This window comes from Magnetovibrio sp. (assembly GCF_036568125.1).
Lineage (GTDB): Bacteria > Pseudomonadota > Alphaproteobacteria > Rhodospirillales > Magnetovibrionaceae > Magnetovibrio.
The window spans coordinates 246,854-265,922 of the sequence record NZ_DATCTF010000015.1 but is presented as its reverse complement, the minus strand read 5'-3'; the positions used below and the strand labels follow the sequence as shown (position 1 = coordinate 265,922).

Below are 19,069 nucleotides of genomic sequence, written 5' to 3'. Positions count from 1 at the left end.
ACGGTGATGCATCAGAGCGCGCCTGCGGCCGCCATGCCGACATAAGCGTCGTCGAAACGCAGCTTGATGTTGGCGGTGTCGCCCAGCGTTTTACCGCCCGGGAACGCCATGCCGATGAAGCCCGCGTCCGCCGCGCCATCACCCAACAGGCCATGGTCGAAGGAGAACTTGGCGACCTTGTCCATGGTCGCGGGCAGGTCCGCGCTTTTGGCGAACGCTAAAGAGTCCTTGGCCATGTAGAACATCTTGGTGCTGTCGAGCTGCATTTCGTAGCCCGCCAGATCGGTGCCGGATGCTTTGCCCATGGCTTCGCGGGCGGCTTTACCTGCGGCGTCGTCTTGGCTCATCAACGCCATGGTTTCGAACCATGCGCCGACCAGGGCTTTGGCGAATTTGGGGTTGTCTTTCACCATGGAGGTGTTGGCGACCAGCATGTCGATGATTTCACCGGGAATCTGGCTGCTGTCGAACACCTTGTTCGCGCCGGGCATGGCGGTGATTTCCGCGACCAACGGGTTCCAGGTGGTCACCGCGGTGACGTCGTCGGTGGCGTAAGCGGCGACCATGTCGGCGTCCGAGGTGTTGACGACCTTGACGTCCTTTTCCGCCATGCCAACACTTTCCAGACCGCGCGCCAGTAGATAGTGCGAGACCGACAGTTCGACCAAGTTGACGTTTTGCCCCTTGATGTCGGCGAGCTTGTCTTTGCCCTTCAAGATCACCGCGTCGTTGCCGTTGGAGAAATCGCCGAGGATCAGTGCGGTGCTGTCCACGCCGCCCGCCGCAGGAATGGTTAGGGCGTCCATGTTGGTCATCACGCAAGCGTCGTATTCGCCCGCGGTGTATTGGTTGATGGATTCGATGTAGTCGTTGATCTGCACGACCTCGATGTCGATGCCGTACTTGTCGGCCCACTTTTTCACGATGCCGTGGTCGGAAGCATAGCCCCACGGCATCCAGCCGACGTAAATCGACCAGGCAACCTTGAACGAGGTTTTTTCCGCGGCCAGCGCGTCGTTGAGCGACGCCGTGCCCGCTGAAATAAGAGCCAGTGCGCCGACGAAGAGGCTGAGTGCTTTGTTCTTGGGAAACGTCATGTTGTTCTCCTTGCGTTATCGAAAACCAACAAGGAAGGAGAGGGCGGGGTACAGCCAAGAGAAACGTTACCCCGCGAATATCACCTTCGCGGCTGGCGTTCTCCCGGGCTTTTGTCCCGCCGTGTGTCCGCTGGATATGAGAGCGGATTGCATCCCTCGGACCAGACGCCCCCATATGGCAGGAGCCGGAACCCTAGATGCACCCCCAGTCTTGCAGGTCCCGTGCCAACGCATAATCCATTGATATTATTGAATGTGAATTTTCAAAGCGTCCATTTTTGCATAAAAAATAATCAGCAAATTAATGGATGATTAAAAAATATGCTCAAGAGATGGGCGTATGGAAGGTGGGGTGTGAGATCGAAGAAAGGTTGTTTGCGCCTTGGTGGTGAAAAGACCCGCGGTTAGGCGCCCAAACTGGGCTGGAATCGAAGAGCCCCCGCAGGTTTTCGCCTGCGGGGGCCGAGGCTTGTTCGGTGCAACAACGCCTCTCGGGCGGTGGAGTGACTCCATCATCCCGTGTCTGGAGCATGGGCTCGACACCTCGCCGCGTCAACACTTCTAGTCCATTCAAAACATTCGATAAATGCAGGCTGTGATTAATCCGCGTGCAGTTGTGGGCGGGTAGGTCGGGCAATTGGGTTCGTGGAGTGAGTCGAATAAATTTGTTAGTCATCTGAAATTAAACGTAAAAATATCAATTTGGCGGCTTTGTTACAATTTGGCCCGCTTCTTGCCTTTAGGGGGACGGTGCAACAATGCAGTTTCCCTATTGGAGGAGTGATTCAATGAAGAAAACCATGAAAGCCCTGGCTGGCGCCGGCGCAATCGCCATTTCGGTGATGTCCGCCACCGCCGCACAGGCCGCCGACACCATTAAAGTTGGTGTTCTGCATTCCCTGTCCGGGACCATGGCGATTTCCGAGACCACGTTGAAAGACACGGTCTTGATGATGATTGACGAGCAGAACAAAAAGGGTGGCCTGTTGGGCAAGAAACTCGAAGCCGTGGTCGTCGATCCGGCATCGAACTGGCCCCTGTTTGCTGAAAAGACCCGCGAACTGATCGAAAAAGAAAACGTCGATGTGATCTTCGGCTGCTGGACCTCGGTTTCGCGCAAATCGGTTCTGCCGGTGATCGAAGAACTCAACGGTATGCTGTTCTACCCGGTTCAGTACGAAGGTGAAGAAAGCTCGCGCAACGTGTTCTACACCGGCGCCGCGCCGAACCAGCAAGCGATCCCGGCAGTGGATTACCTGCTCAGCGAAGACGGCGGCAAAGCCGAACGCATCGTTCTGTTGGGTACCGACTACGTCTACCCGCGCACGACCAACAAAATCCTGCGTTCCTACCTGCATTCCAAAGGCATCATGGACGCCGACATCATGGAAAACTACACGCCGTTCGGTCACTCCGATTGGCAGACCATCGTCGCCGACGTGAAGAAATTCGCCTCCGCCGGTAAAAAGACGGCTGTGGTTTCCACCATCAACGGCGACGCCAACGTGCCGTTTTACAAAGAACTGGGCAACCAGGGCATCAAAGCCGAAGACATCCCCGTGGTGGCGTTCTCGGTCGGTGAAGAAGAACTCGCCGGTCTGGACACCAAGCCGCTGGTCGGTCACTTGGCTGCCTGGAACTACTTCATGAGCGTCGATGCGCCGGTAAACGCCGAATTCATCAAGACCTGGAAGACCTTCATCAAGGACGACAAGCGCGTCACCAACGATCCGATGGAAGCAACCTACATCGGCTTCAAGATGTGGACCCAGGCCGTTGAACAAGCCGGCACCGCAGACGTCGATGCCGTGCGTCAAGCCATGTACGGCCAGAAGGTTCCGAACCTGACCGGCGGCATGGCCGTTATGAACACCAACCACCACCTGTCCAAGCCGGTTCTGATCGGCGAAATCCAGGGTGATGGTCAGTTCGATATTGTTTGGAAGACCGACGGTGAAGTCAAAGGCGATGCCTGGTCCGACTTCTTGCCCGAAAGCGCCAAACTGACCGCCGATTGGACCTTCCCTTGGGTCTGCGGCAACTGTGAAAAGCCGGTCTACGCGGCGAAGTAACACTCTACGACTCTCTGTCTCATAAACTTCAAGCCGGGGCGGGTTCGGTCCGCCGACCTCGCTCCGGCTCTCTTTTCTAAAGACCGATCGTTTTTTAATTTGTACGGGCAATGTGGGGAACAGATGTATCCGAGCAAGTTTAAAGCGCGTTGGCTGATGCTGTTGACCTTGATATTGGGTCTGGGTTTGTCATCGGTTCCGTCGGCACACGCAGACGAATTTACGGATGCGGTGCAAGCGCTCAACGCCAAAAGCAACTCAGCCAAAGCCAAAGCCATCGATGCCTTGGTCGCCACCGGCGACGAGCGCGCGGCAGCGGTTTTGAGCGCGTTCTTGAACGGTAAACTGTTTTATCGCAAAGCCGATGAGCGGGTGTTCATCACGGAACAATCCGGCAGCGTCTACGTGCTCACCGATCCGGCCACCGGTAAGGAAGCCGGAGAGGCGCAAAAATCCGAAGCCAAGAAGATCCCCATCAACAACAAGCTGCGCGGTCAGTTGAAAGGCGTGCTCGGCGCCTTGACGTTGATGAGCGCAAACGTCGACAAACGCCTCAAAGCCGCCGATGAAGTATTCAAGGCCAACGACCCCAGCATGCTGCCTGTATTGGAAAAAGCATTGGCGCGTGAAGAAGACGCGGGGGTGAAGGACCGTATGATCCGGGCTCAGGCGGCCATCGTTCTCGAATACGGCGATGACATCGACGCGCGACTTCAAGCCGCGAAAACCTTGGAAGATTTCACCGATCCGGAAGTCGCCGCACTGCTGGGCAAAATGGTCGCCAATGCGACCGATCCGGTGCTGCTCGCGGCCGCAAAGGATGCCCAGGATTCGGTTGAAAGCAGCCTCGCCGCATGGGCGTTCTTGGGCAATTTGTTCCAAGGCGTGTCGCTGGGCTCGGTGCTGTTGCTGGCCGCCGTGGGGCTTGCCATCACCTTTGGTGTGATGGGTGTGATCAACATGGCGCACGGCGAAATGGTCATGTTGGGGGCTTACACCACGTTCATGGTGCAGGAAGTGTTTCGCGCCTATTTCCCTGGCGCGTTTGACTGGTCGTTGGCCGTCGCGGTGCCGGCGGCGTTTTTGGTTACCGGTGCGGTCGGCATCGCCATCGAACGGGGCATCATTCGTTGGCTCTATGGGCGCCCCCTGGAAACGCTGCTGGCGACCTGGGGCTTGAGCTTGATTTTGCAGCAATTGATTCGTTCCATTTTCGGTCCCACCAATCAGGAAGTCGGCAACCCCAGCTGGATGTCCGGCGCGATCGAAACCTCGACCGGCTTGGTGCTGACTTACAATCGCATCTGGATCATCGTCTTTGCTTTGGGTGTGTTGCTGCTGTTGGGCCTGATCGCGCGCAAGACGCTGTTCGGGCTTCAGATGCGCGCGGTGACGCAGAACCGCGCCATGGCCAGCTCCATGGGTATTCGCTCCGGCTGGGTCGATGCGTTGACCTTCGCGTTGGGTTCGGGCATCGCAGGGATGGCGGGCGTGGCGCTCAGCCAGATCGACAATGTATCGCCGAACCTCGGGCAGACTTACATCATCGACAGCTTCATGGTGGTGGTGTTCGGCGGCGTCGGCAACTTGTGGGGCACTTTGGTGGGCGCGTTCTCGCTCGGCATCGTCAACAAGTTCCTGGAACCGTACGCGGGCGCCGTGCTCGGCAAGATCTTGGTTCTGGTCGGCATCATCTTGTTCATCCAAAAACGTCCTCGTGGGTTGTTCGCCCTCAAGGGCCGTGCGGTGGAGTCCTGAGCCATGACGCACCAACCTCTTCTCATGCGCATTCTCCACGACCGTATGGCGGTCACCGTGTTGGGCACGTTGGTCGTTGCCGCATTCGCGGTCCCGGCGCTCAACATGATGGTGTCGCCGGACAGCGCCATGCACGTGCCAAGCTATGTGGTGACGTTGCTTGGTAAATACCTGACCTATGCGCTTTTGGCGCTCAGCGTCGATCTGGTGTGGGGATACTGCGGAATTCTCAGCCTCGGCCACGGCGCGTTCTTCGCGCTCGGCGGCTACGCCATGGGCATGCACATGATGCGTCAAATCGGCGATCGCGGCGTGTACGGCAATGCGGAGCTGCCGGACTTCATGGTGTTTCTCAATTGGCAGGAATTGCCGTGGTACTGGTACGGTTTCGATAACTTCGGTTTCGCCATGCTGATGGTGGTGTTGGCGCCGGGCTTGTTGGCGTTCGTGTTCGGCTGGTTCGCGTTCCGCTCGCGCGTCACCGGGGTGTATCTGTCCATCATCACCCAGGCGATGACCTACGCTTTGTTGCTGGCGTTTTTCCGCAACGACATGGGTTTCGGCGGCAACAACGGTCTGACCGATTTCAAGGACGTGCTGGGTTTCGATCTGCGCTCCGACGGCATGCGCGCGACGTTGTTTTTCTTGTCCGCGATGGCGGTGGTTGCGGGTTATCTGATCTGCCGCTTTATCGTCGATTCCCGATTGGGGCGAGTGATCATCGCCATTCGCGACGCTGAGAGCCGGGCGCGGTTTTTGGGTTATCGGGTCGAATACTACAAGCTGTTCGTCTTCACCGTGTCCGCCGTTTTGGCCGGTGTCGCGGGGGCGCTGTATGTGCCGCAAGTGGGCATCATCAACCCGTCCGAATTCTCGCCCGCCAACTCCATCGAGATCGTGATCTGGGTGGCACTGGGCGGACGCGGCACGCTGGTCGGCCCGATCATCGGCGCGTTGGCGGTGAACTATGCAAAAAGCTACTTCACCGGGGCGCTGCCGGAAGTGTGGCTGTTCATGCTGGGCGGCCTGTTTATCGTTTCCACGCTGTTTTTGCCCAAGGGCATTGTCGGCACCGAAGCCATCATTGCGGCGTTCGAAACCCAACGCCTCAGGCTGGCGAAGTTCCTCAGGCCTTATGATTATGTCGAGGGAGGAGACGGACGATGAGCACGCAAAACAGGCACGACACGATCTTGTACCTCGATGGCGTTTCGGTCAGCTTCGACGGCTTCAAGGCACTTAATGAACTGAGCCTCTATGTCAACGAAGGCGAACTACGTGCCATCATCGGCCCCAACGGCGCGGGCAAGACCACCATGATGGACGTTATCACCGGCAAGACGCGCCCCGACACCGGCGACGTGATTTTCAACGGCGGCGTCGATTTGACCCAGCTGGACGAAGCGGCGATCGCCAATCTTGGCATTGGCCGCAAGTTTCAAAAACCGACGGTGTTCGAACGCCACACGGTGTTCGACAATCTGGAACTGGCGCTGAAGGGCAATCGCCGCCCGCAAGACAGCCTGTTCTTCCGCTTGAAAACGGATCAGCTTGAACGCATCAACGAAGTTCTCAGCACCACCAACTTATCCGAAGTCCGTCACATGGAGGCCGGGTCCTTGTCGCACGGTCAAAAGCAGTGGTTGGAAATCGGCATGCTGTTGATGCAAGACCCCGATTTGTTGTTGGTGGACGAACCGGTCGCCGGCATGACCGATGCGGAAACCGAAGCCACGGCGGTGCTTTTGAAAGAGATCGCCAAGACCCGGTCCGTGGTCGTGGTCGAACACGACATGGAATTCGTCAAATCTCTCGATTGTCGTGTTAATGTGCTGCACGAAGGCTCGGTCCTGGCCGAAGGATCGCTGGAAACGGTGCAGGCCAACGAACAAGTCATCGAAGTCTATTTGGGGCGCTGATCATGTTGAACGTACAAGGTATCGATTTGCATTACGGTGCATCCCAAGCGTTGCGCGGCGTGGACTTGAACGCTGAAATCGGTCAAGTGACCTGCGTCATGGGCCGCAACGGCGTGGGCAAGACCTCGTTGATGCGCGCCATCGTCGGCCAGCAGGCCGCAAGTGCGGGCAAGGTGATGTGGGAAGGCGAAGACATCATTAAGCTGAGCCCTCACGAACGCGCCCGACGCGGCATCGCTTTCGTGCCTCAAGGGCGGGAAATTTTTCCGTTGATGAGCGTCGAAGAAAACCTGCGCACCGGCTTTGCCGCCGTGCCGCGCACGCTGCGCCATATCCAAGACGAAATTTTCGATCTGTTTCCGGTGCTCAAAGACATGTTGCATCGCCGCGGCGGCGATTTGTCCGGTGGTCAACAACAGCAGTTGGCCATCGCCCGCGCCTTGGTCACGCGTCCGCGCCTGTTGGTGTTGGACGAGCCGACCGAGGGCATCCAGCCGTCCATCATCAAAGACATTGAACGCGTGATCCGCTTGCTGGCGTCGCGCGGCGACATGGCGGTGCTGCTGGTCGAACAATATTTCGAATTTGCGCGCGATCTGGCCGACGCGTTCTGCGTCATGGATCGTGGCGAAGTGATTTTGGCCGGGACCAAGGCCGATATGGTGGAAGAAGATGTTCGTCGCCACCTCACCGTCTAAAACGGTATCAGCAGTTCTGTCCGATGTGTCTGTCGAGGGCATGCACGGACGCGTCGAATTGCGTTTTGGCGACGTAGGAGGCGGCAAGGCGCGGCTGAAGGACCTGTACCAGACCTCGCCGTTTCGGGTTTTGTTCCCGACCTTGCCGGCTGATGAATTGACCTCGGCGGTGCTGGTGACGACTTCGGGCGGCCTTGTAGGAGGGGATCGCCTGGATGTGGGGGTCACGGTCGATACCGGCGCCGCCGTTCAAGTGATGGGCCAAGCGGCGGAAAAGGTATATCGATCCAAAGGACCGGACACGCACTTCAACGCCGACCTGAACGTCGGTGGGGGCGGTTATCTGGAATGGCTGCCGCAAGAAACCATTGTCTTCGATCAATCGCGCCTGCGCCGCACGACGTCCGTCGATGTGGCGCGCGGAGGAGAATTTTGCGGGGCGGAGATGCTGGTGTTCGGCCGCACAGCCATGGGTGAACGGGTGAACACGGGTCTGATCCGCGACGTCTGGGATGTGCGCCAAGACGGCAAGCGGGTATGGGCGGATGCGCTGCATCTGGATGGCGACATTGCCGCTAAATTGGACCACCCGGCGGGTTTCGACGGCGCGCGCGCGGTGGCGACGTTCGTCCATGTTGGTCCTCTGGCGGTGGAACGTCTGGAATGGGCGCGCACCTTGTTGGGTGAAGGCGACGAAGGTTTGCGCAACGGCGCAACCGTGGTCAACGGTGTTTTGGTGGTGCGATGGCTGGCCGACGATGCCCAGCGCATGCGCGCCGCTTTTGGTGATTTCTGGGCCGCGTTTCGCGCCCACACACGAAACCTGCCGGGCAAGATGCCCCGGCTTTGGCATGTCTAACAGAGAGGTTGTGCGGTGAAACTGACACCCCGTGAAAAAGATAAGCTGCTGGTCGCCATGGCGGCCGAGGTGGCGCGCAAACGTTTGGCGCGTGGCGTCAAATTAAACCACCCCGAAGCGATCGCGCTGATCACCGATTTCGTGGTCGAGGGTGCGCGCGATGGAAAGTCGGTGGCCCAGTTGATGCGCGACGGCGCCACGGTGCTCAGCCGCGACCAAGTGATGGACGGCATCGCGGAAATGATCCACGACATCCAAGTCGAAGCGACGTTTCCCGACGGCACCAAGCTGGTCACCGTTCACGAACCCATTCGTTGAGGAGATGAAACCATGACCCCCAAAATGATTCCGGGAGAAATCATCACAGCGTCTGGCGACATCGTTTTGAATGCCGATCTTGAAACCGTGACGCTGAGCGTCGCCAATACCGGCGACCGTCCGGTGCAGGTTGGCAGTCACTATCATTTTTATGAAACCAACGAAGCGCTGTCGTTTGAGCGTGAAGCCGCGCGCGGCTTTCGCCTCGACATTCCGGCGGGCACCGCGGTGCGGTTCGAACCGGGCCAGACCCGCGACGTGCAATTGGTGGCGCTGTCGGGTGATCGCGTCGCCATCGGGTTCAACGCAAAAGTCGACGGCAAACTGGAGGGCTAAGACATGGCTTATACAATCGATCGCACGTCCTATGCCTCCATGTTCGGCCCGACGGTGGGCGACAAAGTGCGCTTGGCCGATACCGAACTGTTCATCGAGGTCGAAGAAGACCGCACCACTTACGGCGAAGAGGTCAAATTCGGCGGCGGCAAGGTCATCCGCGACGGCATGGGCCAATCCCAGGTGTCGCGCGCACAAGGCGCGGTGGACACCATCATCACCAACGCGTTGATCGTCGATCATTGGGGCATCATCAAGGCCGACATCGGCATCAAGGGTGGGCGCATCACCGCCATCGGCAAGGGCGGCAATCCCGACACCCAGCCGAACGTCGACATCATCGTCGGTCCCGGCACCGAGGTGATCGCGGGCGAAGGGCGCATCGTGACGCCCGGCGGCATCGACGCGCACATCCACTGGATCTGCCCGCAGCAGGTCGAAGACGCGCTCTATTCCGGCGTCACCACCATGTTGGGCGGCGGCACCGGCCCGGCGGAAGGCACCAACGCGACCACCTGTACGCCCGGTCCATGGCACATCGAAAAAATGATCCAGGCGGCCGAAGGTCTGCCGATGAACTTGGCGTTTTTCGGCAAGGGCAACGCGTCCCGCCCCGAAGCGCTGTTGGAACAGGTGCGTGCCGGGGCGTGCGGATTGAAGCTGCACGAAGACTGGGGCACCACGCCCAGCGCCATCGACACTTGCTTGAGCGTTGCTGAAGACACCGACATCGGCGTCGCGATCCACACCGATACGCTCAATGAAAGCGGCTTTGTCGAAAACACCATCGCCGCATTCAAGGGCCGTACCATTCACGCCTTCCACACCGAAGGCGCGGGTGGCGGTCATGCACCCGACATTATCAAGGTGTGCGGCGAGCAAAACGTGTTGCCATCGTCGACCAACCCGACGCGGCCTTACACCGTCAACACCATCGACGAACATCTCGACATGTTGATGGTCTGCCATCATCTGGACTCGCGCATTCCCGAAGACGTGGCGTTCGCCGAAAGCCGCATCCGCAAGGAAACCATCGCGGCGGAAGACATCCTTCACGACTTGGGCGCGATGTCGATGATCGCGTCTGATTCCCAAGCCATGGGCCGGGTCGGCGAAGTCGTCATCCGCACTTGGCAGACGGCCGACAAGATGAAACGCCAGCGCGGACGGTTGCCCGAAGAGACCGGGAATAACGACAACTTCCGCGTTAAACGCTACATCGCCAAATATACCATCAACCCGGCGCTCACTCACGGCATCGCCAATCATGTGGGCTCCATCGCGGTGGGCAAGATGGCCGATCTGGTGTTGTGGAAGCCGGCGTTCTTCGGCGTCAAACCGGACGTGATCGTCAAGGGCGGCGCCATTGCCGCGGCGGCGATGGGCGATCCCAACGCGTCGATCCCGACACCGCAGCCGGTGCATTACCGTCCGATGTTCGGCGCCCTGGGCCGCGCACGGATCGAGACCTCGGTGACCTTCGTCAGCCAGTTGGCGCTGTCGGAAGAAATCGACAACGTCTACGGCGTCGACAAAGCGATGGTGGCGGTGGAAGGATGCCGCACGGTGAAAAAGGCCGACATGGTGCTGAACAACTACACGCCGCACATCGAGGTCGATGCCGAAACCTACGAGGTTCGCGCCGACGGCGAGTTGCTGACGTGCGAGCCCGCCGACGTGCTGCCGATGGCGCAGCGCTATTTCTTGTTCTGAGGAGCCTTGAACATGCGCCGCGCCATCCGTGTGATCACCGAGAACGAGTGGACGCCGCAAGACGTCAAAGGCACGGTTACGCTCAGTTTCGAAGATCGCTTTCGCCGTCGGGTGCGCTTGCATGACGACGCGGGGGAAGCGTTCTTGCTGGACCTGGCCCAAGCGACCCGCTTCGAAGACGGCGATGGCTTGGTACTGGACGGCGGCGGTGTGTTGTTGGTGCGCGCGGCACTGGAAGACGTCTTGGATGTGGCGGGCACGGATACCCAGCACAGCGCACGTTTGGCATGGCACATCGGCAACCGCCACACCCCCGTCGAGGTGTTGGCCAGCGGTCATTTGCGCATTCAATACGATCACGTTTTATCGCATATGCTGGAAGGTCTGGGAGCGACGCTGGAACGTAAGAAAGCCCCGTTCGTGCCCGAACCGGGGGCCTACGACGGTCACGGTTCCAGCCATGCCGATGAGAACGAAGGAGCGGCTCATGGCCACACCCATTCCCATCACGGATAGTGGTTTGTTGCGCCTGTTGGCATGGCTATCGCCATCGTTTCCCGTTGGGGCTTACGCCTACAGCCACGGCGCGGAAGCCGGCGTGGAAAGTGGGCGTATCACCAACCGCGAAACCGCGCTGGACTGGATTGCGTTCGTGGTCGAATTCGGTACGGGCCGCGTCGATGCGGATCTGTTCGTCGGTGCGTATCTGGCGGCGGAAGAAAACAACGCAGACAAGTTCGTCAATATGGCGTCGTGGGCAGATGCGCTCAAAGGCACGGCGGAGTTGGGCTTGGAATCGCGTGCCCAAGGCCAAGCATTCTTAGACGCGGTGCAGGGCGCATGGGCGGATGAACGACTCGGCGAATTTTGCAAGGCGCTTAAGGCGGCAGATGTCTCGCCGTCTTACGCCACCTCCGTCGCGGCGGCGGCGGCGTTCGCCGGCGTCGGCTTGCAGGCGGCGCTGGGCGCGTATCTTCATGCCTTCGGCGCCAACATAGCCAGCGCCATCGTCCGTCTGGTGCCGCTGGGCCAAAGCGACGGGCAGAAAATCATCGCCGCCATGGAACCGATTATCGAACGCGCCTTAGCCAACGCTTTGGAACGCGATCCCGACGACACCGGATCGGCGGCGTTCATGGTGGACTGGTTGTCCATGAAACACGAAACTCAATATTCGAGGTTGTTCAGATCATGACCCAAACATCACCCAGCAACCCCTTGCGCGTTGGTATCGGCGGACCGGTGGGATCGGGCAAGACGGCGTTGCTCAAAACATTGTGTAAAAAAATCCGCGATACCTACGACATCGCCGCTATCACCAATGACATCTATACCCGCGAAGATGCCGAGTTCCTGACCCGCGAGGGTGCGTTGGATGCTGAACGTATCGCGGGGGTGGAAACCGGTGGCTGTCCACACACCGCCATCCGCGAGGATGCCTCGATGAACTTGGCCGCCGTGCGCGACATGGCGACAAAATTTCCGGGCCTGGAAGTGGTGTTCGTTGAATCGGGCGGCGATAACCTATCCGCCACATTCTCGCCAGAACTCGCCGACATCACCATCTATGTCATCGACGTGTGCGCGGGTGACAAGATCCCCCGTAAGGGTGGACCAGGCATCACCCGATCGGATCTGTTGGTGATTAACAAGATCGAGCTGGCGCCGCTGGTCGGGGCGTCGTTGGAGGTTATGGACCGCGACGCCAAAAAGATGCGCGGCGAGCGTCCGTTCGTGTTCGCCAATGTGCAAAAGGGTGACGGTGTGGACCAGATCATCGACTTCATCATCGAGGCGGGCGGCCTTGAGACGCGGGCCTATGCGAACGCAAGTGCGTAAGTGCGAATAACGCATTAGGGGTGCGATACCTTTATATTGCCCTCAATAGGGGCTTTATATTAATATATTCTAATGTTTGACTTGTGGGGGTGGATGGTCCGCGCCCGCGTTGAGACCGACTGTCGGACGTCTTGGAGAGATGCCGACAAGGGAGGGAGTTTGAACATGAAGAAACTATCTGTATTTCTCGCTTCAACACTTATCGCCGCTTTTGCTCTGTTCGCGGTTCCCAGCGACGCCCAGGCATGGTCTTGGCCATGGAACTGGGGCAACAACTGGGACGATGGCCCGTGGGGTGGCGGCCCGTGGGGCGGTGGTCCGTGGGGTGGTTATGGCTATCCTTACGGTGGCTACTATCCCTATGGTGGTTACTATCCTTATGGTGGGTATGGGTATCCTTACGGCGGCTACGGTTACGGCTATCCGGCTTACGGTTATGGCTACGGTTACGCGCCGTATGCGTATCCGTACGTTGCGCAGCCACAATCCCCGGCTGCGACGACGCCGGCACCCGCAAAAAAAGCCGCTCAATAGGTTGTCTGAGCCACGATCTTTGCAAACCCCGCTCCGTGGTGAGCGGGGTTTCTTTTTGCATTATTTGATTCTGATCCCATATTCCAACGCATACGAATAAGGATGGAAAATGGCTGAATTCGACATTCCTCAAGGGGCTTACACTCAACCGGGCCCCTGTCCCAAATGTGGCGGCGACGCGTTGGTGCTCACCGTGCGTTCCAAGACTGACCGCAACTGGTGGGATGAATGGAAAGGCTGCATGGAATGCGTCGATCCGGTGGTGTTTCTCACCCAGTTTATGGACCAGCACGGCGAGTACACGTTGGCGGTGCCCGGCGGCCCGTTGCCGCGTGAACTGCGGAGAAAGCGCAGCATAGAAAAACCGGACCCGAATCAGCGGTAAGGTCGTTGCGTGTCGGGGCCGCTGTGCTATTGTTTACAAGCTTTGTCGTACTTCTCAAACGGTTCTAAAAACGTTACGCCACGTGGCGTTTCGGGAATGTTTGCGGCAACGTGATCCTCGGCCAGCATGAATTGGATAACCAATTTGCGCGGTGCGTCTGCGGTTTCAACGGAGGGCCGGTGTGATCCGGCTATAGCGCTTACGTCATGTATCGTTTGGTCCGTAATTTTTCGCTCGCCAGCGCCGTGGTCATCGTGTGTTGCAGCGCCATCTTGATTTACGTCTTGCACGGCAAAATGATGGCCGAAATGGTTGTGGAGACGGAACTCAGCAACACATCGCTGGCGCGCTCACTCGCCAACACGCTGGGCGCGGACCTCGAGCGTTTTCTCGATCATGCGCAAACCGTGCCGCCTAACCAGCTGGCCGCCAGTCCTCAATATGAAAATATTGACGCTTATTTCCATAAGGCGACAAGCGGACTGGACGTTCTGAAAATCAAACTCTATCCGCTCAACGGTTTGACCGTTTATTCCTCCGATCTTTCTCAATTGGGGGATGACAAGGCCGCCAATTCCGGATTTCAACGCGCGCTGGGTGGCGACGTTGCCAGCGACCTGGTGTTCCGTTCCCAGTTCAATGCTTTCGAAGGACTGATCGAAGATCGCGACCTGGTCGCCAGTTATGTCCCGATCCGCGAAGACGGACATGTCATAGGCGTATTGGAAGTGTATTCAGACGTGACTTCGACCGTCACACGTATCCGTGCCGTGACCATGGAACTGGTGATGTTGTTGGGCGTGTTGTTCGGAGTTCTGTTTTTAGTGCTGTACGCTGTTGTGCTGCGGGCCGACCGCATTTTGAAAAAGCAATATGCCGAAAAACAGATGGAGATCGAAGAGCGCCGCCAAGTCGAAGCGGCGTTGCGGGACAGTGAAGAACGTCTACAGAGCTTTTTGGACGCGGCCTCTGAGTGGTTGTGGGAAACCGACGAGAATCACAAATTCACCTATTACAGCAATCGCGTCGAAGAAATACTTGGGGTGAAGATCGAAAACCTCATCGGCAAAACCCGTGACAGCATCTTGAACAAGGGGCTGGAGACCGACCAGGCGAAATGGGATGCCCATCTCGCCGATTTACAAGCACGGCGACCATTTCGTGATTTTATCTATGCCTTGGATGGGGCGCCGAAACTCACCTACATTCGCGTCAACGGCGTGCCTGTATTTGATGCGGATGGCATTTTTAAGGGCTATAGAGGTACCGGAAACAACGTCACCGACTGGATATTGTCCGAGCAAGACCGCGCACGATCCGAGCAGCAGTTCTCCTTGGCGTTTCGCGCCAGCCCGGCATTGGTGGCCATTTCCGGTATCAATACCGGCATTCACCACGATGTGAACGAAATGTGGCTTGAGACGCTGGGTTACAAACGTGAGGAAGTCATTGGCAAGACTGCCATAGAGTTAGGCGTGTGGGCGGACATTCAGGACCGGGCACGGGTGGTTGCGGAAATATCCGAACATGGTCGCGTCAATGCCTTTGAAGTCAAGTTTAGGACTAGATCAGGTGAAATTCGCGATTTCCTGATCAATGGCGAAGTGATCGCTTTCGATGGCGAAGATCGATTGATGTTGGTGGCCCAAGACATCACCACACGCAAACGGGAAGAGGAAACCCTGAAGGCGGCTCATGACGTGCTGGAGGTGCGCGTACGCGAACGTACACGTGACTTGGTCGTGGCTAAGGAAAGTGCAGAAATGGCCAGCCGTGCGAAATCGGAATTTCTGGCCAATATGTCCCATGAACTGCGCACGCCGTTAAATGCCATTATTGGTTTTTCCGACATCATCAAGCACGAGATGTTCGGTAAAATCGGCGCGGTCACCTATCTGGATTATGCGGAACATATCAAAACGTCCGGTGAGCACCTATTGAGCCTGATCAATGACATCCTCGACGTATCCGCCATTGAGGCGGGGAAATTCGAAATGCATGAAGAGGAAGTCAGCATTAAGTCCGTCGCCGAAGCGTGTCTACGTCTGGTCAATGAACGTGCAAAACAAAACAGCATTCGGATCGATTGCAACATTGATGAGAATTTGCCGAATTTGTTCGGTGATGAACGGCGCATTAAGCAAGTGTTGATCAACCTGTTGTCCAATTCCGTCAAGTTTACGCCTCGTGGCGGCCATGTAACGGTCTCAGCGCGCCTGGATGGGCGTGGCGGGATGATTTTGGCCGTTAAAGATACCGGCATCGGGATCGCCAAAGAGGACATCCCCAAGGTGCTCAGCCCCTTCGGACAGGTCGACAGTTCCTTGGCGCGTCAATATGAAGGCACAGGCCTGGGCTTGCACCTGTCGCGAACCTTCATCGAGCTGCACGGCGGCAAGCTGGTGATCGAAAGCGAGGTTGGAAAGGGATCTGAAGTCAGCGCCCATTTCCCGCCGGGGCGCATGGCCTATGAAAGCGCCATCGGCGCAGCTCACGAGTCCAAAAAATCGCATTAGGTCCGCAATGACTGATTAGCGGTCTCAGAGTACCCTGGGGGGTGGTAATTGTGCCCACAGGGCATTATATTCGGAAAATCTTAATTAAGGGCGGAGCCGGCGTGCGCATTAGGCCGTGCTGGCAAGGCCTCGTGATATTGTAAGGAAATGGATATGGCCACCATTGCGTTGACCGCCGATAATCTCGAAAGCACCATCGAGAACAATGACATTGTGTTGATCGATTTTTGGGCTGAATGGTGCGGACCGTGCAAAATGTTTGGGCCGATCTTCGAGGCGACTTCCGAAAAGCATGCCGACGTCACCTTTGCCAAGTGTGACACCGAAGCCGAGCAAGTTGTCGCCGCGCAATTTGGCATTCAGTCCATTCCGACGGTTGCGGCCTTTCGTGAGCAAGTCTTGGTGTTCGCTCAACCCGGCGCGTTGCCGCAAGAAGCGTTGGAAGAACTGATCAAACAGCTCAAAGCGCTGGACATGGACGACGTACGCAAGAAGATCGCCGAAGCCCAGGCTCAGGCCGAACTGAACGGCGACGACTAAGCCGACCGCTCTGATTGCGCCGCCACTTTCAGCGTGTCTGGACGCGGCGGCGCAAAGCGCGCTAGCTTAGCGTCATGAGCACGAATAAGACCGTCGAACTATCTGTCGTTATCCCCATGCGCAACGAAGGGCCCATGGTGGGTGCGTTGTTCGCCCGATTGATAGCGGTCTTGAACGCCACGGGCAAAGCGTACGAAATCGTCTGCGTCAACGACGGCAGCGACGACGACACCCAAGCGCGGTTGCTTGCGCAACAACAGCAATTTCCATCCGTACGTATTCTCGAACTGTCACGAGGCTTCGGCAAAGAGGCCGCGCTGACGGCGGGTATCGATCACGCTTGCGGCAGCGCAGTGGTGGTCATGGACGCAGACCTGCAAGATCCACCCGAATTGATTCCTGATTTGATCGCCAAGTGGCAAGACGGCTATGAGGTAGTTTATGGCGCGCGCCGCTCCCGCGATCATGACAGTTGGCTCAAGCGCACCACGGCCAAGGCGTTCTATGCCCTGTTCAACAAACTGAGCGATACCAAGCTGCCGCCCGATGCGGGAGATTTCCGGCTTATGGACCGCGCAGTGGTCGAGGCGTTGACAACTCTGCCGGAACATTCGCGTTTCATGAAGGGGATCTTTGCCTGGGTCGGTTTCAAACAGATCGGCGTGCCCTATGACCGTCCCGAACGCCAGGCGGGCGAAAGCCAATGGCCGTATTTCAAACTGTTTCGGTTCGCGTTGGACGGGTTGTTTTCGTTCAGCACCGTACCGCTGCGTTTGTGGACCTGGATCGGCATCGCCACGGCCCTGATAGCGCTTTCGTACGCCTTGTTTTTGGTCGTGCGGGTGTGGGTGTATGGCATCGACGTGCCAGGCTATGCTTCGCTGATGGTGGCGATCTTGTTCTTCGGTGGGGTACAGTTGATATCGGTTGGGGTGTTGGGCGAATACATCGGCCGGATTTTCCGCGAGACCAAAGGCCGCCCGCTTTACATCGTTAAGCGGGCCTATGGAGTGGACGAAAAAGCCAATCGATAAGAGGCCGAAAATAGATGGCGCTGCCCCTGTTGAGGGCAGCGCCATCAGTCGTCAAAACCAGACCCGCGGGAAAAGGGGGGGAAGAGGCCCAGAACTGACGATCTTCTGTAAATAGATCAGACTGTCTGAGCCTCAGTATGAGAGGCTGGACCTGAAACAAAGCTGAAGCCCTTGTTCAGGTTGCGTTCAGCTTGGCCCCATGGTGTTCAAGGTTTTTGAGTTTCCGCCATGCGTTCAAGGCGCGTGACCTGAACGCGTCGATTGATATCGCCTTCGGGGTTTTCGGGATCGAGCAGTTGGCTTTCGCCGTATCCAACCGGGTCCACGCGTGCGGGATCGATGCCGAAGGTGGTGACCAGATAATCCAAAACCGACTTGGCGCGGTGCTGGGACAGTTTCTGATTATACCCTTCGCTGCCGACCGCATCGGTGTGCCCGGCGATTTGGAAGCGATAGTTGTTTAATTCGCCATAGGTCAGCGCTTCACCCAGATTATCCAGCACGTCCATGGCTTCCGGCTTGAGGATGGCGCTGTCGAATTCGAAAAACACCTTGATGTTGATGGACGGGGCGGGGGCCTCGGGCGCCAGCTTTTCCACCATCACAGGGGCTACGGCTTCGGTGTATTGCGGGGCGGGGGCACAGGGGCCTTCGCGGTCAGTCCCCATCAGTCCCGCGGCCAGGATCATGCCGCCACTCTGCCTGAGATAATCGCTCGAGCAGCTGTCGCACAAGTCGCGGGCGTTTTGAAACAGTTTGAGATTGCGCGTGATTTTGTCGGTATGGCGGCCATGGCTGAGCGCCTCTTGGAATGTGAAAATGGCTTGATCGACATGCCCGGACAAACCTTGGGAAACGCCGAGATTGTTCATCACGGCGGAATCGTCGGGACACATTTCGAGGGCCTTTTTGTAAGCCGCTTGAGCTTCGGTGTAGCGCTGTAAATAGTCGTTGCCGATGCCGAGCGCCGAATACAAGCGCCAGTCGTCGGTGCCGTTGACGGTGGCGCGCTGCAACAGCTGAACACCGGTGGCGCTGTCGCCTTGGATCAAGCGCACCTTACCCAATTCGGCGAGGAACCGGGGCTGTGAGGCGAGCATGGGAACGGCTGCGGTTAACACCTCGGCGGCTTCGTCGATACGTCCGGCCCAGCGCAGATTGCGCGCCAACCCCAAGACCGCCTCGATTTCATCGGGGTTTTGGGCCAGTAGGGTTCTGTAGTGATCGATGGCTTCACCGAACGCGGCGATTTCCTCCGGTGTCGTCGATGTCGTAGGCTTGGGCGTGCCGGCATCGGCGCACGCGCCGAGCATGAGAACGGCTGAAAGCGCGGCAAAGGTTGGTTTGAAGCTCTTAAACATAGGATTTTTCCAATACGTTCATCGTTCCCCAAGGATATAACCGGCATGCGCACTTTGTCGCAGTGACGAGAGTCACAAAGCGGAAATAAC

At 57.9% G+C, this 19,069-nt stretch carries 19 protein-coding genes and 1 riboswitch; of the genes, 17 read left to right on the top strand and 2 right to left on the bottom strand.

The features are described from left to right. Positions 1 to 11: 11 nt before the first annotated feature. Positions 12 to 1,097 carry a putative urea ABC transporter substrate-binding protein gene (locus VIN96_RS13950; RefSeq protein WP_331896916.1) on the bottom strand — a complete coding sequence of 362 codons (1,086 nt, stop codon included), beginning with the start codon at positions 1,095 to 1,097 and terminating at the stop codon, positions 12 to 14. A 98-nt stretch (positions 1,098 to 1,195) separates the two neighbouring features. Further along, positions 1,196 to 1,305: riboswitch (guanidine-I (ykkC/yxkD leader) on the bottom strand. A 580-nt stretch (positions 1,306 to 1,885) separates the two neighbouring features. Between VIN96_RS13950 and urtA the strand changes: the two genes are divergently transcribed. The 17 genes from urtA to VIN96_RS13865 all read left to right on the top strand — a co-directional run bounded on the left by urtA (position 1,886) and on the right by VIN96_RS13865 (position 17,618). Then, entirely contained in the window at positions 1,886 to 3,169 is a 1,284-nt protein-coding gene (gene urtA / locus VIN96_RS13945; protein ID WP_331896914.1) for an urea ABC transporter substrate-binding protein, read from the top strand. A 123-nt stretch (positions 3,170 to 3,292) separates the two neighbouring features. Further along, a complete protein-coding gene (gene urtB / locus VIN96_RS13940) occupies positions 3,293 to 4,927 on the top strand; it encodes an urea ABC transporter permease subunit UrtB (protein ID WP_331896912.1) in 1,635 nt (544 codons plus the stop codon). A gap of 3 nt (positions 4,928 to 4,930) precedes the next feature. Beyond that, positions 4,931 to 6,094 carry an urea ABC transporter permease subunit UrtC gene (gene urtC, locus VIN96_RS13935; RefSeq protein ID WP_331896910.1) on the top strand — a complete coding sequence of 388 codons (1,164 nt, stop codon included), beginning with the start codon at positions 4,931 to 4,933 and terminating at the stop codon, positions 6,092 to 6,094. Next, positions 6,091 to 6,846: an urea ABC transporter ATP-binding protein UrtD gene (gene urtD, locus VIN96_RS13930; RefSeq protein WP_331896908.1), complete on the top strand. Its 756-nt coding sequence runs from the start codon at positions 6,091 to 6,093 to the stop codon at positions 6,844 to 6,846. The genes urtC and urtD overlap by 4 nt, the downstream gene beginning before the upstream one ends. A gap of 2 nt (positions 6,847 to 6,848) precedes the next feature. Further along, positions 6,849 to 7,544: an urea ABC transporter ATP-binding subunit UrtE gene (gene urtE / locus VIN96_RS13925; RefSeq protein WP_331896906.1), complete on the top strand. Its 696-nt coding sequence runs from the start codon at positions 6,849 to 6,851 to the stop codon at positions 7,542 to 7,544. After that, positions 7,519 to 8,403 (top strand): urease accessory protein UreD, encoded by an 885-nt coding sequence (locus tag VIN96_RS13920; protein ID WP_331896905.1) that lies wholly within the window; start codon positions 7,519 to 7,521, stop codon positions 8,401 to 8,403. Before urtE ends, VIN96_RS13920 begins: the two co-directional genes overlap by 26 nt. Positions 8,404 to 8,418: 15 nt before the next feature. Beyond that, positions 8,419 to 8,721: an urease subunit gamma gene (locus VIN96_RS13915; RefSeq protein ID WP_331896904.1), complete on the top strand. Its 303-nt coding sequence runs from the start codon at positions 8,419 to 8,421 to the stop codon at positions 8,719 to 8,721. 24 nt (positions 8,722 to 8,745) lie between these two features. Then, complete coding sequence (locus VIN96_RS13910) at positions 8,746 to 9,057, top strand: urease subunit beta (protein WP_331896986.1); 312 nt, start codon at positions 8,746 to 8,748, stop codon at positions 9,055 to 9,057. Between the two features lie 3 nt (positions 9,058 to 9,060). Further along, positions 9,061 to 10,770 (top strand): urease subunit alpha, encoded by a 1,710-nt coding sequence (gene ureC / locus VIN96_RS13905; RefSeq protein WP_331896903.1) that lies wholly within the window; start codon positions 9,061 to 9,063, stop codon positions 10,768 to 10,770. 12 nt (positions 10,771 to 10,782) lie between these two features. Further along, positions 10,783 to 11,286 (top strand): urease accessory protein UreE, encoded by a 504-nt coding sequence (locus VIN96_RS13900; RefSeq protein WP_331896901.1) that lies wholly within the window; start codon positions 10,783 to 10,785, stop codon positions 11,284 to 11,286. Continuing rightward, positions 11,258 to 11,965: an urease accessory protein UreF gene (locus tag VIN96_RS13895; RefSeq protein ID WP_331896900.1), complete on the top strand. Its 708-nt coding sequence runs from the start codon at positions 11,258 to 11,260 to the stop codon at positions 11,963 to 11,965. Before VIN96_RS13900 ends, VIN96_RS13895 begins: the two co-directional genes overlap by 29 nt. Then, complete coding sequence (ureG, locus tag VIN96_RS13890; RefSeq protein WP_331896898.1) at positions 11,962 to 12,609, top strand: urease accessory protein UreG; 648 nt, start codon at positions 11,962 to 11,964, stop codon at positions 12,607 to 12,609. The genes VIN96_RS13895 and ureG overlap by 4 nt, the downstream gene beginning before the upstream one ends. 165 nt (positions 12,610 to 12,774) lie before the next feature. After that, complete coding sequence (locus tag VIN96_RS13885; protein ID WP_331896896.1) at positions 12,775 to 13,143, top strand: hypothetical protein; 369 nt, start codon at positions 12,775 to 12,777, stop codon at positions 13,141 to 13,143. A 109-nt stretch (positions 13,144 to 13,252) separates the two neighbouring features. Next, positions 13,253 to 13,528 (top strand): hypothetical protein, encoded by a 276-nt coding sequence (locus VIN96_RS13880; RefSeq protein ID WP_331896895.1) that lies wholly within the window; start codon positions 13,253 to 13,255, stop codon positions 13,526 to 13,528. Between the two features lie 206 nt (positions 13,529 to 13,734). Beyond that, the gene (locus VIN96_RS13875; protein WP_331896893.1) at positions 13,735 to 16,044 is read left to right on the top strand and encodes an ATP-binding protein; all 2,310 of its coding nucleotides are present in this window, start codon (positions 13,735 to 13,737) and stop codon (positions 16,042 to 16,044) included. A gap of 153 nt (positions 16,045 to 16,197) precedes the next feature. Continuing rightward, on the top strand, positions 16,198 to 16,584 hold the full coding sequence (trxA, locus tag VIN96_RS13870) for a thioredoxin (RefSeq protein ID WP_331896891.1): 387 nt from the start codon (positions 16,198 to 16,200) through the stop codon (positions 16,582 to 16,584). 74 nt (positions 16,585 to 16,658) lie between these two features. Further along, positions 16,659 to 17,618 (top strand): glycosyltransferase family 2 protein, encoded by a 960-nt coding sequence (locus VIN96_RS13865; RefSeq protein WP_331896890.1) that lies wholly within the window; start codon positions 16,659 to 16,661, stop codon positions 17,616 to 17,618. Between the two features lie 206 nt (positions 17,619 to 17,824). Here the strand turns inward: VIN96_RS13865 and VIN96_RS13860 are convergent, their stop codons facing one another. Next, positions 17,825 to 18,979 (bottom strand): OmpA family protein, encoded by a 1,155-nt coding sequence (locus VIN96_RS13860; RefSeq protein ID WP_331896889.1) that lies wholly within the window; start codon positions 18,977 to 18,979, stop codon positions 17,825 to 17,827. Between the last annotated feature and the right edge of the window lie 90 nt (positions 18,980 to 19,069).